Genomic DNA, 13535 nt, shown 5'->3' on the forward strand with positions numbered 1-13535 from the left:
GTCAGTCGTCCTCCCGGCCGTTGCCCTGGGCGTCGTTCTCGTTGTCGTGCGTGTTGGTCGTGTGTGTGCCGTAGACCCGCTGGAGTGCGGCCTGCAGGGTGTTGGTTTTGAAGTCGTTGGATACCGAGGTGTAGATCGCGGTGGTCGAGGCGTAGGAGTGGCCGACCTGTTCGGTGACGAACCGCTCGGGGTAGCCGAACTCGATCAGGTGGGTCACGTAGGAGTGCCGCAGGCAGTGCAACGTCAGATCGCTCGGCAGCCCGGCTTGGGCGCGCAGGGACGCGAACCGTTTGTCGATCGTCTTGACCGAAACGCGCTGGTTGCGTTCGGTCAGCCACAACTCCTGCCGGGTCCCTGGCCGTAGCAGCGGACGCGCCTGGTCGACCCATTGCCGCAGCCCGTCGATGGCCCAGTCGACCTCCGGGACGGCCAGCACTGTGCGCCGTCGGGGTGCGCTGCCGCGGCTGGACTTGGCATAGCGGACATGCACCGCGCCGAAGGTTCCCCATTGCGGCATCCGCGGGTTCGGGCGCAAGTCGGCGACATCGAGGAAGCACAACTCGCGCCGCCGCAGCCCGAACGCGTAGGCCGTCTTGACCATCTGCGCGTCCCGCAATGCCGCCAACGCGCCCTTGCGGCCCGATCGGGCGATCACCTCGACCCGGGAATCCAGGAAGTCGAACAGTGTCTGCAATTCGTCGTAGGTGAACGGCCGGCGCCCGGGTTTACCCTCGTAGTCGACCAGGTGCACGGCGGTGTTGTAGTCGTGGCAAACCTGCGACGGAACCGCCCCGAACCGCTCCTCGCACTGCCCGACCCAGCCGTAACGGCCATCCAGCAGATAGTCGCAAAACAGCCGCAACGTCAGGTGATACCCCCGGATCGTCGACGGCGCCAACCGGTCATCACCCGACATCAAACTGGCCGTGAAATCCTCCACGTCACCGGCCGTCCATTCCCACGGATGCGCCCCGGCGAATTCGCAGAACCGTCGTACCAGCGACAGTCTCGGCTCGATCGTGGCATCGGCCAGCAGCCGCGACATCTGCTGCCTGGCCCACCCGGACAACATCGCCTCGAACACCGCCGACGGCTCGTCCAGATGCACCACACCAGGCGCCAGGACCAGATGGGCAGAGCCCGGAACACTCACACAAGACACCCCAAAGCCGTCAACTTAGATGCGACGATGACAACCGGAAGTTACCAGCCGTCGGCTCGCGTCCCCATGACCAGCAGCCCTGTGGCGCGCCGCGAAACATGGCAAAAGAACTCGCCCCGCGCACCACCGGAACTGGTCAATTCTGAGTTGATTCACGGCCTTCGTTCCTCGGGTGCCAGATGTGTGCCAGCGGTCGGTCTGGCCGTTCGGCCGGAAAGTTGTCGGCGGCATCCGTTGAGTGGGCGTGATCCAGACGGACTCAAGTTCTTTCGGCAAGTGCGGCCGACTTCGTGTGACGCCGGCCGGTGTCGTCCGGTGGTCCTGGATCACACATTCCAGGACTACAACGGAAAGGGACCCGCATGAACAGCAACCTGTCCAGCAACGACGAGCTGCGTCGTCGAGTGGTCGAACTGGTGACCAGGGCGGAGGCGATTGTGGAGGCGATGGAGGCTACCGCGGTTGATGGGCGGTGGGCGATGACGGCGTTCAGTCGGTATCGGATGTGCGAGTTGCTCGACATCGCGCCGTACGGTCCGTACGAGGGTGATCTCGACGCTGAGCCGGCGGCGTTGCTCGACGAGGCAGGAGCGCTGGTGCACGAGATCGACGTTCCGGTCGAGGAGCTCAGTTGGCGGCTTGCGCTCGGCGATGCGTTGCGGACGGCCGCGGCGGACATTGGGATGGTTCGGGATGCGCGCGACATATGAGGACCTGCTGCGGACGGCGCGGCGGATGGCGGTGAACGCGCAGCGCGGGAGGTACGTGGATCGTGCCGAGGTGGTGGCTGGGTGGCGGGCGGTGCTTGCGGCGACGTCGCGGCACCTGCGCTGGCTGCGTGTTCGCCTGCGGAGCGCGGAACGAGTTGGCCGGCCGGCCAGTGTGCCGGACAACTCGCTCGGTCGGCTGGCGCGGGCGATCGGTGCGGGTGCTGATCTGCTGGCGACACAGGCTTCCAACACCGCAGGAATGCTGGATGAAGCCGACGACCTGGCGGTGGCGCGGTCGGAGGTCGCGGCGATCGCATTGATCGCCGCCAAGGTGGTCGCGCGTGATCTGCCCTCCTGGTCACCAGTCCAGCGGAATGTCGCCCGGGTGATGGCAGAGCTCGAGGTGCTGGTGCAGCCCGACGGGGTGCGGGGTGCGCGGCTGGGGCCGCTTGGTGGTCTCACGGCGGGCGCGCCGGCGGTGCCGTTCGATGACTCGTCGCTGGTCGCTCGGTGCGCGGCGCGGTGGGAGCGGGCTCACGCCTGCGTCGCGCCGTTGACCTTGTTGACGCGGGATCTGCGTTCGATGACGTCACAGCTTCGAACTGTGTGCGGGTATTCGTCGTACCTCGTCCAGCAGCTCCTGGGGGCCCCGGCCGCCGGTCTGGATGCGGGGCAGCAGCTTGAGCTCAAGACGTTGAGGGCCGGCCTGGGCGCGGTCGAGGAGGGCGCGATCCGTGTCGCGAAGTCCTGGCAGCGCCGGATGTCCGACTTGAGCGGGCAGAGCAGGACGCCCGGGGAAGCCGCGTTCCTTGACCTGCGAGCCGCGCTCGACCGCGTCGTCCGGCCGCAGGGAGGCCTGCTGCAGCCGGCTGAGCTGGTACCGAATCAGCGGGCCGCGATGGGGCTTCTGGACGCGATCGATGAGCTCGTGTGGTCGGCGGACCAGGTGGCCCGGCAACAGCAGGTCGCGGTCGCAGGCTTGATTGTGGAGGCGCGATTGTTCGTGCCGCGGCACGAGGTCGCCAGGCGCGATCTCCGGTACCTGCGCCGGCCGGGTGGTGGGGCGAGGCTGCTGCAGACGCACTGGGTCTCGACGGGGCTCCCGATCCACTTCGACGAGTTGACCGAGGCATTGGCGTGGAGCGTCGATCACCTGGCGGTCGCGTCGTCGGTTGCGAGTCGATTGGCGGGCACGTCGCGTCTGGCCCGGCCGGCGGGTGAGGAGCACCTGCGGGTGCCTCCGCCGTACCTCGATGTGCCGAACGTGCTGCGTCGTACTACTCCCAGCAGCACCCCGATTGCGGATCCAGGACAGGAGCCGGCGGGGCTGGACCGTTGAGCCCACGTCGAACCGATCCTTGGGAGGTTGCGGTGGGCAAAGAAGTGGTGAGCGCGGAGGACCTGCACCAGGCGCTCGAGACAGAGATACGCAAGATGAGAACCGGCGCGGACTGGGCCAAGTGGCTGGACGCCGCGGCGCTGTTTCCCAGCTTCGGCTTCGGGAACGTCGTTCTCATCAACCTGCAGATGCCGCACGCCAATTGGGTGGCCAACGCAGGGATGTGGGAGAAGTTAGGTCGCCAGGTCGTGGGGCGTAATGCGATCAGGATCCTGAAGCCGGTGCACTCGCGCACCTCGCCAGCTGACAACGGTCCCACCGTGGACGGGCAGGTCCATCAGCAGGTGATCGGGTTCAGAGTCGCGACCGTGTACGACGTCACGGACACCGTCGGCCGCCCTCTCGAACTTCCGAGCACGCCGGCACCCCACAGCCGCAGGGTTCCGGTTGGTCTGTGGGACGCGTTGACGCGGGAGGTCTACGCAGATGGCTTCGCGCTCGAGGTGCGTCCGTCCGGCAACGGATCCGACGGCTACACCGACTACAAAGCCAAGCAGATCGTGCTCGGCGATCACCTCGACGACTACACCGCCGTCGCGAGGCTGGCGCACGAGGTCGGGCACATGCGCCTGCACTCCGCGACCGGCACCGGCGCAACGCCAGACGAGACGCGCCGCGGTGTTCGCGAGGTCGAGGCCGAGTCGGTCGCCTACATCGTGCTGGCCCACCACGGAGTCGGCACCGAGGCCTCATCGTTCGACTACGTCGCGGGCTGGGCGGCCCTGGTCGACCCCGACGATCCGGGCAGCGTGATCAAGGCAACCGGCGCCCGGGTCGTCAACGCCGCGAGGGATTTGATCGAGTCCACGAACAAGCACCTGAAGACCAACCGCACGCCGCTGCCACCAGTCGCGGCACGGCCGCTCGACTCGCTGTTCCTCCCACCGGACGCCCCAGGCCCGGCGCTGTGAGTCGCGAGGAGATGACGAAGCGATGGGAGCCAGCGAGAGGATCGCCGCACTGCGGCGAGCACGCGAACGCCAGGCACGGGTCGAAGCCGCAACGGCACGCACGATCAGAGCACAAGCATCCCTCAACCGCGCGGTCGAAGCCAAGGCGCGCGCCATCGAGCGGCACGACGAGCGCCTGGCGGACGCCGAGGCAGCGTCGGCCGGTGAGATCGCGCAGCTCGCCCGGGTCTGCGGATCTGCCGAGGCGGCGGCCGAGATCCTCGGCTGGACGGTGCGCGACGTTCGGCGCGTGATCAAGGCCGCCAAGGAACAGAGCGCAGCAACTCCGCACACAGGCGGCGGGGGTGCCGATGTCAGCCGCGCTTGACTCAGATCCGCTCTGGGACGTCGACCAGGTCGCGGCGTACCTCAACATCCCCAAGCGGACCCTGTACCGGTGGCGAACCCTCGGCTACGGCCCACCCGGCAAACGCGTCGGTCGGCACCTCCGCTATCGCGCCAGCGAAGTCATCAGCTGGTTCGCAACCCTTGACGACCATCTCGACGACAGGTGCGACTCATGACCAAGCGCATCGAGATCGCCCACACCCAGGCCGACGGCACACTCGCCCACGGCACCCGCAAAGGCGACGGATCACGCGACATCTTCAAGGCCAACAACTGGCGATGGTCGCCGCACCTAGAGGCGTGGTACCTCCCGCGCTCACGCGACCAACCGGCCAAGTCCGCGGTCATCAACGCAACCGAGGAAGCGCTGCGAGACGCGGGGTTCGACGTCGCGGTGACCATCGACAACACCGTCTCGCGGCCCGTTCAGGACCGCGAGGCAGAACGCGACGCGCGGGCACGGAGGCGGGCCGAGCTACTTCAGACACCAGCCGAGCGTCGCAGAGCCGCGGCCGAGGCTGCGTCGAACGCGTCCCGGCGGATCGCCGACGGCATCCCACTCGGACAGCCGATTCTCATCGGCCACCATTCCGAGCGACGCCATCGCCGCGATCTGCAACGTATCCAGGATCTGACGCGCAAGTCCGTCGAGGAATCGCGTGCAGCCGACGATGCGCAGCGGCGAGCCGAAGCCTTGGCTGATGCGACCGACCGCCGCTACTCGGCGATCTCCGTGGGCCGGCGCATCGACCGGCTCGAGACACAACTCCGGAAGGTCCAGCGTCAGCTTGACGGGTATACCCGAGTCATCGGCGGCTACGAACAGGTGCACCCGCCGGCCGAGGGCAGGTTTGCCGAGACGCTACGCCTTGCTCGCGCAGATCTCACATCGCAGCTCGACTACTGGCACGGCATCCGCGACGAACTCGATGCAGCCGGACCAACCTACTCGAAAGAGACGATTCGGAAGGGCGACTACGTCAGGGTCAGCGGCGTATCGCGAAGGGTTGCCCGAGTCAACCAGAAGACCGTCAGCGTCGAGACCGGGTACTCCTGGACAGGCAGAGCGCCGTACCACGGCATCACCGGACACCGATCAGCCGAAGACGTAGATGGACCACAGCTGTGATCACCACGCTGCCTCGTCGACCAAGCGCGGGATGGATGCCTCGGCTCCGGCCCAATTGGTGGTGTTGAGCACGGTGTCGATTGGGCTGTGCGGTCGGTAGGGCTGCCAGAGGGTAGGGCCCGTCGCCTCGGTGTAGGTGCCGAGGGCAATCACCCAGCCGGATGAGCCGGCGAACACCCGACCAGCGGCAGCTTCGATCGAGCCGTGCGGCACCGATCCCGGCGCTACGACGAGTTGCCACCGTCGAGTCACTGGTGCGAGGGCGGTTGGACACTGGGACTTGAGTTGGTGATGCAACGGGGCGCCGAGATGTGCGGGGAGCCCAAGTCGAAGGGCCAGGTGAGGAGAGCGATCGCCCATCTGGTGCTGGCGAAGGGCGGCAGCGGTGGAGTCAGCAGTCGTGAGGACCGGTGGATGCGCTATCGGCAGGTGCAGCTCGATGCAGTCGAGGAGTCCGCACGCGCAGTGCCGTCGTGCTGGAGGGCAAGACGGGCTATCGGCCAGCCATGGTCGACGTACTCGCTTGCTTGCCGCTGCGGCCAGTCGGTACGGCGCTCCGCAACCATGTCGGGTCCTTCGATGCCAGATGGCTGGCCACGCTGGACTGGGGAAGGTGGAACGGCTGGCGAGCGCGGCACATGGTGCGGCACGCTCGCCGGCCGGCAGTGGGGGAGGCCCCGTTGCGCGACGCGCAGGGGAGTTCGGGGCACGCGGACGAGGCCTCCATGGAGCGACCCGGCTGACGCAGGCGTCAGGACCTGCGAGCAGGGAGCCGGGCACGCCCGATCAGGGAGACTGGTCAGCGACGATGACTTTGGTCTCTGTTGATTGCTGGAGTTGCTCGTACTTCGATCCCGGGAGATCCCACCGGCCGAGGTGTGCCTTCGAAGGGATGACGACGGCCGGCGCGTCGAGTCTCTTCAACGACACCAGCAGCTCCTCGAAGGCCTTGGGGTCGGACGGGAGCTCCTCGACGTAAACCGTGCCCAATGTGCGGCCGTGCCGCTTGGCCACCTCTGCCAGGCGTCGCTGCAACTCGCCGAGTTCTCGCGCGCTCAGACCGGGGTACCTGCGGACGTAGCCGGGCGCGACCGGGAATCGTCGGCCGATCATCGCTCAGCTCCCTCGCGATCCACGGCAGCAGGATCGATTGCCACCGGCAGTCCGAAGAATCGTCGGCTGATCGTGCGTGCGTTCGCCGTACCCGCCTCGAGACCACCCGTGTAGTCGATGAACGGCCACCGGCCGAACCACACGCGCGCTCGAACCAACTGATCGTCGACTCGACTCACCCTTCGCACTCCCTGATCAACTTCTGCGAGCTGCCCGACGAGGTTGTCGAGCATGACCCAAGCGTCGTCGCGATCGCGCAGACAGCAGAACCCCATCGACCGACATTTACGGACATTTCCGTGCTACTGTCCAAGCAGACATTTACAGACATCTACCCATGGGTAAGGCTGGTGTTCTGCGTGAACGAGCTCCTTCGGCGGGCCATGTACAGCGCAAACCTCACAGAGTTGGACCTGTCGGTGGAGTTGTCCGTCGACCCAAAGACGGTGCGGAACTGGATGCGAGGCCAGGTACCGCATCCGCAGCGTCGCGCCGCCCTGTCGAGGCTCCTTGGCATCGATGAGGAAATGCTCTGGCCCGAGCTCCAGCCGATGTCCGCGAGCAGGCCGGCGGACATCACCGCTGTCTATCCCCGCCGTACGGCGATCAGCCAGAAGGGTTGGCTTTCGTTCTTCGAAGCCGCCAAGAACGAGATCGACATCCTCGCGTACAGCGCACTCTTCCTGGCAGAGGACGCTCGCATAGTCCGCCTCCTCAGCGACAAGACCGAGGATGGCGTCCGGATCAGGATCGTCCTCGGAACACCTGACGGATCAAACGTCATGCGGCGGGGTGCCGAGGAAGAGATCGGGGAGGCGATGGCAGCAAAGGTCCGCAACGCACTGACTCTGCTGCGCCCGCTCGTACGGCGCACCAGAGTCGACTTGAGACTGCACGACACAGTCCTCTACAACTCGATCTACCGAGCCGACGACCAACTGTTGGTCAACCAGCACGCCTACGGCATCCCCGCCGCCCAGTCCCCGGTCTACCACTATCGCCGCACCGACCCCAGTGAGATGTTCGACTCCTACCTCGTGAGCCTCGAAGACATCTGGTCAAAGGGCAACCCGAGAATGGGCGACGTCTGAAGCCTGACCGTCGACCAGACTCCTCCTCCCAGTCCTGGTCAAGAATGGTGAGCGACCTCGGTGCCGCACCCTTGGCGGGCTGGCGCCCGTTGATCGGCCTCCTGGGTGAAGCCGCCTTCCGGGGGAGGCGGAGGGGCGATCTCCCCTGCGGCGTCTCTCGCCGGCGGGGCACTCGACAGGACAAATGGACTTAGGTGCGGCTGCGGTTCGGCGGAGTCCGTCGTACTGTCGGGTTGTGATGGGTGTTGAGGAGGCGGCCTCGGTAGCACGTGGCGTGCTCGCTGATGAGTTGCCGCGGCGGTGGGCGCACACTCGGGGCGTGGCTGGCCGGGCTCGGCTGCTGGCGGCGATGTTGGGAGAGCAGGCGGGGCGCGTCGAAGTGGCTGCTTGGTTGCATGACATCGGGTACTCGTCGGCGGTTCGGTCGACGGGGTTTCATCCGCTGGACGGCGCTCGATACCTGCGTGACGTGCTGGACGTTGATGAGGTCGTGTGTCGGCTGGTGGCTCATCACACGGGAGCGATGATCGAGGCTGAGGAGCGGGGGATAGCTGAACTGGGGGCCGAGTTCGAGTTGCCGGATCATCAGTTGCTCGAGGCGTTGACGTACTGCGACCTGACCGCAGATGTACGCGGTTGCACAGTTGGGGTCGAGGATCGGCTTAGCGAGATCTTGTCTCGGTATCCGCGGGATCATGTCGTCCACCGGTCGATCCTCAGATCGGGGCCGGCGCTTCGGATGGCTGCGCGTAATGTGCAGCGGCGGCTTGCTGCTGGGGCCTAGTCGAAGTACGGAGTGCCGCGGCGCTGGAGGTAGTGAGCGATCCGTCTTTGCATCGATCTATCCATCTGGAGCCTGGAGATGTCGGCTTGGGGAACCCAATGGACTTTGGTGCTTTCACTGCTGGTGGTGGGGTGGCCGCCGGTGGCGCGGCCGCGGAGGAGGATGGAGAACTCCTGGCGGGCTTCGCCGTTGCTGGTGTAGAGGATGATGTGTTTGGGGTCGGTGTAGATGCCGATGACATCGAGGATCTCGCAGTCGATGCCGGTTTCCTCCTTGGTTTCGCGTACGGCAGCCTGCGACATGGACTCGCCGAGGTCGATCGCGCCACCCGGGACGGCCCAGTTGCCGTTGTCGGAGCGTTCGATCAAGAGGATGTCGCCGGCGTCGTTCTCGATGACGACGTTGACGGAAGGAACCATGCTGTTCGCGGCCGGCGCGGTCGGGTCGTCGTAGTAGTCGATTCGCTTAGGCATCAAGCCTCCGTCATCGGGATCGCGTCGGCCCAGACCAGCTCGAAGCTGTCAAGGTAGTGCTTGGCGAGTTCGCCGCCGGGGATCTTCCGCAGGTGCCACACCGGTGCCTGGGCGGCGGGTGCCCCGTACACGTGGGTGTTCACGAAGAGTCGGTCGTCGGCTCGGTAGATCGAGTTGTAGAGGACTGTGCGATGCATTCGGAACTCGACGCCGGGGACCTGGGGCAGGTCGCGGTAAAGGACGACGGCGTTGCGGATCTTGGCCGCCACCGCGTCGCCGACGCCTTCCTCCGCTCCGCGTTCGGCGACGTGTGAGTCGTCGGGATCGCCGAGCAGGATTCGGACCCGGGCGCCGGCCTTGGCCTTCCTGCGGAGGATTCGTTGCAGGCTCGCATCCTCGGCCAGGAACAGGCCGGCGTAGACGAGCACCCCGATCTCCTCGGTGCCTGACTCGAACAACTGCCGCCACTCATCGCGCGGCACGTCCGAGCGATGGGGGTACACCCTGACGATCTCGCTCTCTGAGATTGCAGCGGCTCGATCGCGCGGTAGGGCGTCTGGCCAGAGGTACGATTCGTCGCGGCCGAGCCGGACAGCCAACTGGTGACGATTGCGCGGGAACGGGACGATCTCCCCGACGACCCAACGCTCGACCGTCTTGACGTTGACTCCGAGCTCCTCCGCGAGGGCATGATGCGTGAGGCCGTTCTCCACCATCGCCGCTCGCAGTCGTTCGTTAGGCACGAGACCTAACCTAGGACATTTCGGGACATTTTGAGGTGAGGTGAGACGTCCCGGAGATGTCTTTCGATGCCGTGACGCTGTCTCGGGCGCCCGCGCCATCCTTCCTCCAAGGACCCGAGGAGGGGCATGAGGGGTAGACGAGGGTATGCATTCGAGATCGCGACACGCGGGTGCGATGGCCAATGGGTTGTGGTCGCGGCGCGGGCGGGGGCGTTCAGTAGGTCGCCCAAGGCGACGGCGCGCAGCATCGCTGAGCGTTGGATCTTCGAGCAGGCGGGGCAGCTCCGCGGAGGCCGGCTCGTCATCATAGGGAGGCGCCAGAGGCCGCCGAGGGCCTTCGAGGCGACGGTCCGGATCCGGGTCCTTGATCGATTGGGTGGTCGCCAGCTGGCGGCGGCGTACATCGGGCTGGATCGAGGTCAGGATCCGATCACACCACCTTCTCGTGATCACTATCTGGCTCCGGAGCTGGCGTTGGACGGAGGCGGGCGTGGCTGATCACGAGCGGCGCCCGAACGAGCTGCTCAAACGAGCCCGTGGAGAGCTGTCCCAAGCGACACTTGCCGACAGGGTCAACCTCGCGATCTACCGAGCTACCGGACGCGAGTCGGCGGTCACCTCAAAGTCGATCTCGGACTGGGAGCGTGGGTGGTACACCTGGCCGTCCGCGGACGTGCGCCACGCCCTGTGCCAGGTGCTGGGGGCGACGTCGTCGGCCCAGCTCGGCTTTTACAAGCGGCGAATCATCCGATCCGGCCAAGTCCAGAAGGCGGCGATCTCGGTCCTGGAGCTGTTGGGTGACGCCACTGCGCTCGGCGAGACCACTACCATCAGCCTGCCCACCGGACGTGCGTACACGGGTGTTGAGCTCGCTGCCCATCGCTGTGAAGTGGCAGAGACCGGTAGCGGTTGGATGTTGGTTGATCCTGGCAAGGATCTGGCGACTGCGTTGCGTCGGCCTGACCGCCGTTCGATGGTGCTGGCGGTTGACCGCGATCATCGGTACTACGTCTCGGACGGCCGGCGGTTCGTTGACCGTTCCGGGCGTCGTACCGGTCCGCAGCCGATCTCATCGGCGACGGTGATCGACGACATGACGATCGGCATCATGTGGGCAACGAACAACGCCGACACGGCCCTCCTGGCTGATGATGCAGTCCTGGCGGGTAGTCAGACTCGGTTGGCTCACTACGAGGCGAGGTCCACCTCGGAGCCGGCCATGCATGAGCTACCGATGTTGAACGCGGTGTCGGGTCAGTGGTTGGGGTCGCGCTTTTGCGCGCGGCACATCACGCGGCATCTAGGCCGGTTGTCAGGGGCGCCGTTCTTCTGGACGCGGGAGCGACGTGGTGAGGAGGCGGCATCGTGGCTGCTGTGGTCGCACAAGTTCGAGTACCTCCGGCGAACGTCTAGATGGTTCACCGGCATGCGGCGAGGATTCTGCATTCCAGAGGACGACGTGGCAGCGTCGCCGAGGTACGAGCGGGTGATGCTTCTGCTTGCGATCGCGTTGGTGGAAGCGTTCGGGATCACCGTCGAACTGAGTCCGGAGCCTGAGCATCGCGCGGTCGAGGGATTTGTCCTTGGCGAGGAAGCGCTCGTCGCCAACTGGTTGGGCGGCAATGGGTTGTGGTATGTCCACGCCGGCGCGCCACCATCGCGCAGGTCCACGTACCGGGATGTCGATGCGTATCTGGCGGCGGATTCGCTGATTGCTCAGCCGACCTCGGCCAGGCGGCTCGAGGCCGTCGCCGGCTACCTGAACGTGCCTTGGCCATGGTTCCGCAAGCGATGCGAGGAGCTCGCTGCGGCCGGCGTCGAGGACATCGCCCATCCTCGGAGCCGGCTGCTGTCCACTCGCGGTCTGAGCGCCGCTGTTCGCTACGTTGCCTACATCGACACCCTCGAAGGAGCTGATCTTGCGCGCCGCTGAACTGACCATGGGCCGGACATTCGCCGTCCACTTCGACCACGGCGACGACTTCTACACCGCGCTCGCCGAGTTCTGCACCGAGTACGACGTACGGCAGGGCTTCATCCCGATGTTCATCGCTGGCATGCGCGACGTCCAACTCGTCGGCACCTGCGAGAAACTCGACAACCCCGACGCCCCGGTCTGGAGTGCTGTCCACCTCGAGAATGTCGAGGCCATCGGCGGCGGCACCCTCGCGTACGACGAGGAGACGGGAACCGTCTTGCCTCACATCCATGTATCCGTCGGGCTAAAGGCCCACTCAGCCACCGCCCACACGAGCCATCTCCTCGGCGCCACGATCCAGTTCCTCACCGAGATGTACCTGGTCGAGGTGACCGCACCGGGATTCTCCCGCCCACGCCAACCAGACCTGTTCAACGTGCCCTTGCTGACGTTCTGAGCTCCGCTCGTAGTCGGAGTCCTGGATCCTCGAAGCCGGGTTCTGATCCGCGCCTCATACGGCGATCGTCGACGTCATGGATCTGAAGTCGACTGTGGCGCAGGCGGCATGACCCGCGCGAAATGTGAGTGAAGTGTCTCAGATCCTTGATGGCGGGCCAGCGCCACATACGCACGCGTTCCATCCCGGACAAGGCAGCGAGCACGGTGAAGGCCACACCGGCAGGATCGTGGGAGCCTTTCAGTTCGCCGGTGAGGAACTCCAGCCCGACGTCGTGCGCCTTGAGCCCTTCGGCCAGGGTAGCCAGGTCGATGCCGCGACCGAGGCGTTTGTGTTCGTGGACGACGAGCGTGACCCGGACACCCCGGAGCCACGGATCTCGTGGGCGAGCGCGACCGCCGCTTCCAGTTCGGGTCGTCTGGTGGCGCGGGTAGAGATCTTCTCGGAGAACACTCTGGTGACGCCTACCTGGGCGAGCGCGTCGAGCTGGGAATCCAGCGCCGGCCGAGCGGTCGAGGAACGGGCGTACCCGATCCGGATATCTGTGGCTGCGGCCGGTTCGGCGGTGAGCAGCTCCGAGGGCTTCAGCTCAGTGGTCATGCCCGCGAATCTTCTTAGGGAACGGCGTTCGAGGGCTTGTTGGACGAGCGGGTTTCTGAACGAGATTTTGAAGGCGAATCGGGCCGCCTCCGATCCGCCGAGGGGATCCTCAGTAAACGGTTTCTTGAAGATGCGACCCCTACGGGGGCCTTGCCTTGGCGCGGCGCTTTGTCTCGGACCGCTTGACGGCTGTCGATCTCCGGCCCTAGGGTCACACCTGCAAAAGCTAAAATGATAATCGTTATCGTTATCGTTGATTGGCAGGGTGAGGACGTTCTGATGGGGCACCTGTTGATGGTTGAGAGCTGGGTGGGGTCGATGAGCACGTTGCTCCCTCGCGGAATCCGGGAGGGAGGGCATCGCTTCAGCTTCGTGACCAGGGATCTGCAGCACTATCTGCGGTCGGTCTCGACGCCGAACGCGCACCCGCTGCTGGGCGCGGACAACATCGTGACCGCTGAGACCAACGATGCGGACGCTTTGGTGGAGTACCTGCGAGGTCTTCGGGACGTGCTGCGGTTTGACGGGGTGTTGACGTCGTGTGACTACTACCTGCCCGTGGTGGCGGCGGTGGCCGAGGCGTTCGAGCTGCCGGGGCCGGGACGCGATGCGGTGGTCGCGGCCTGTCGGAAGGACCGGACCCGGCAGGTGCTTGCCG

The 13535-nt window shown here is 65.9% G+C and carries 17 protein-coding genes and 1 pseudogene; 11 read left to right on the forward strand and 7 right to left on the reverse strand.

All coding sequences use genetic code 11. The features are described 5' to 3' along the window. Nucleotide 1: 1 nt before the first annotated feature. Nucleotides 2–1153: a tyrosine-type recombinase/integrase gene (locus AB0H36_RS05240; protein WP_360516780.1), complete on the reverse strand. Its 1152-nt coding sequence runs from the start codon at nucleotides 1151–1153 to the stop codon at nucleotides 2–4. A 371-nt stretch (nucleotides 1154–1524) separates the two neighbouring features. On the opposite strand from AB0H36_RS05240, the gene AB0H36_RS05245 reads away from it, so the two are divergent. Genes AB0H36_RS05245 through AB0H36_RS05270 form a run of 6 tightly spaced genes read left to right on the forward strand, consistent with a single transcriptional unit; the run spans nucleotide 1525 to nucleotide 5698 of the window. Then, nucleotides 1525–1872, forward strand: coding sequence for a hypothetical protein (locus tag AB0H36_RS05245; RefSeq protein ID WP_360516783.1), 348 nt, complete (start codon nucleotides 1525–1527; stop codon nucleotides 1870–1872). Further along, the gene (locus AB0H36_RS05250; RefSeq protein ID WP_360516786.1) at nucleotides 1856–3211 is read left to right on the forward strand and encodes a hypothetical protein; all 1356 of its coding nucleotides are present in this window, start codon (nucleotides 1856–1858) and stop codon (nucleotides 3209–3211) included. Before AB0H36_RS05245 ends, AB0H36_RS05250 begins: the two co-directional genes overlap by 17 nt. Before the next feature lie 32 nt (nucleotides 3212–3243). Continuing rightward, a complete protein-coding gene (locus AB0H36_RS05255) occupies nucleotides 3244–4182 on the forward strand; it encodes a hypothetical protein (RefSeq protein WP_360516789.1) in 939 nt (312 codons plus the stop codon). 22 nt (nucleotides 4183–4204) lie between these two features. Then, entirely contained in the window at nucleotides 4205–4549 is a 345-nt protein-coding gene (locus tag AB0H36_RS05260; protein ID WP_360516792.1) for a hypothetical protein, read from the forward strand. Continuing rightward, complete coding sequence (locus AB0H36_RS05265; protein WP_360516795.1) at nucleotides 4533–4745, forward strand: helix-turn-helix domain-containing protein; 213 nt, start codon at nucleotides 4533–4535, stop codon at nucleotides 4743–4745. The genes AB0H36_RS05260 and AB0H36_RS05265 overlap by 17 nt, the downstream gene beginning before the upstream one ends. Further along, nucleotides 4742–5698, forward strand: coding sequence for a DUF3560 domain-containing protein (locus AB0H36_RS05270; RefSeq protein WP_360516798.1), 957 nt, complete (start codon nucleotides 4742–4744; stop codon nucleotides 5696–5698). Before AB0H36_RS05265 ends, AB0H36_RS05270 begins: the two co-directional genes overlap by 4 nt. Before the next feature lie 786 nt (nucleotides 5699–6484). Here the strand turns inward: AB0H36_RS05270 and AB0H36_RS05275 are convergent. Continuing rightward, nucleotides 6485–6811 carry a hypothetical protein gene (locus AB0H36_RS05275; RefSeq protein ID WP_360516801.1) on the reverse strand — a complete coding sequence of 109 codons (327 nt, stop codon included), beginning with the start codon at nucleotides 6809–6811 and terminating at the stop codon, nucleotides 6485–6487. Further along, nucleotides 6808–6990, reverse strand: coding sequence for a hypothetical protein (locus AB0H36_RS05280; RefSeq protein ID WP_360516804.1), 183 nt, complete (start codon nucleotides 6988–6990; stop codon nucleotides 6808–6810). The genes AB0H36_RS05275 and AB0H36_RS05280 overlap by 4 nt, the downstream gene beginning before the upstream one ends. A 372-nt stretch (nucleotides 6991–7362) precedes the next feature. Between AB0H36_RS05280 and AB0H36_RS05285 the strand changes: the two genes are divergently transcribed. Together AB0H36_RS05285 and AB0H36_RS05290 are read left to right on the forward strand one after the other, a co-directional pair. Beyond that, nucleotides 7363–7902 carry a hypothetical protein gene (locus tag AB0H36_RS05285; protein WP_360516807.1) on the forward strand — a complete coding sequence of 180 codons (540 nt, stop codon included), beginning with the start codon at nucleotides 7363–7365 and terminating at the stop codon, nucleotides 7900–7902. Nucleotides 7903–8140: 238 nt separating this feature from the next. Further along, nucleotides 8141–8686 (forward strand): HD domain-containing protein, encoded by a 546-nt coding sequence (locus AB0H36_RS05290; protein ID WP_360516846.1) that lies wholly within the window; start codon nucleotides 8141–8143, stop codon nucleotides 8684–8686. On the opposite strand, the gene AB0H36_RS05295 is transcribed toward AB0H36_RS05290, so the two are convergent. Both AB0H36_RS05295 and AB0H36_RS05300 read right to left on the reverse strand, forming a co-directional pair. Beyond that, nucleotides 8683–9159: an NUDIX domain-containing protein gene (locus tag AB0H36_RS05295; protein WP_360516810.1), complete on the reverse strand. Its 477-nt coding sequence runs from the start codon at nucleotides 9157–9159 to the stop codon at nucleotides 8683–8685. The genes AB0H36_RS05290 and AB0H36_RS05295 overlap by 4 nt on opposite strands. Then, nucleotides 9159–9902, reverse strand: coding sequence for a helix-turn-helix transcriptional regulator (locus tag AB0H36_RS05300; protein WP_360516813.1), 744 nt, complete (start codon nucleotides 9900–9902; stop codon nucleotides 9159–9161). Before AB0H36_RS05300 ends, AB0H36_RS05295 begins: the two co-directional genes overlap by 1 nt. Before the next feature lie 490 nt (nucleotides 9903–10392). Between AB0H36_RS05300 and AB0H36_RS05305 the strand changes: the two genes are divergently transcribed. Next, the gene (locus AB0H36_RS05305) at nucleotides 10393–11835 is read left to right on the forward strand and encodes a helix-turn-helix transcriptional regulator (protein WP_360516816.1); all 1443 of its coding nucleotides are present in this window, start codon (nucleotides 10393–10395) and stop codon (nucleotides 11833–11835) included. Next, entirely contained in the window at nucleotides 11822–12277 is a 456-nt protein-coding gene (locus AB0H36_RS05310) for a PPC domain-containing DNA-binding protein (RefSeq protein WP_360516819.1), read from the forward strand. The genes AB0H36_RS05305 and AB0H36_RS05310 overlap by 14 nt, the downstream gene beginning before the upstream one ends. Here AB0H36_RS05310 and AB0H36_RS05315 read toward each other — a convergent pair. Beyond that, a complete protein-coding gene (locus AB0H36_RS05315) occupies nucleotides 12252–12590 on the reverse strand; it encodes a hypothetical protein (protein ID WP_360516849.1) in 339 nt (112 codons plus the stop codon). The genes AB0H36_RS05310 and AB0H36_RS05315 overlap by 26 nt on opposite strands. Then, nucleotides 12518–12877 (reverse strand): recombinase family protein, encoded by a 360-nt coding sequence (locus AB0H36_RS05320; protein WP_360516822.1) that lies wholly within the window; start codon nucleotides 12875–12877, stop codon nucleotides 12518–12520. The genes AB0H36_RS05315 and AB0H36_RS05320 overlap by 73 nt, the downstream gene beginning before the upstream one ends. Before the next feature lie 318 nt (nucleotides 12878–13195). On the opposite strand from AB0H36_RS05320, the pseudogene AB0H36_RS05325 reads away from it, so the two are divergent. Then, a pseudogene (locus AB0H36_RS05325) lies at nucleotides 13196–13535 on the forward strand (carboxylate--amine ligase); the annotation flags it as partial.

The organism is Kribbella sp. NPDC050820, assembly GCF_040653975.1.
In the GTDB taxonomy this organism is placed as follows: domain Bacteria; phylum Actinomycetota; class Actinomycetes; order Propionibacteriales; family Kribbellaceae; genus Kribbella.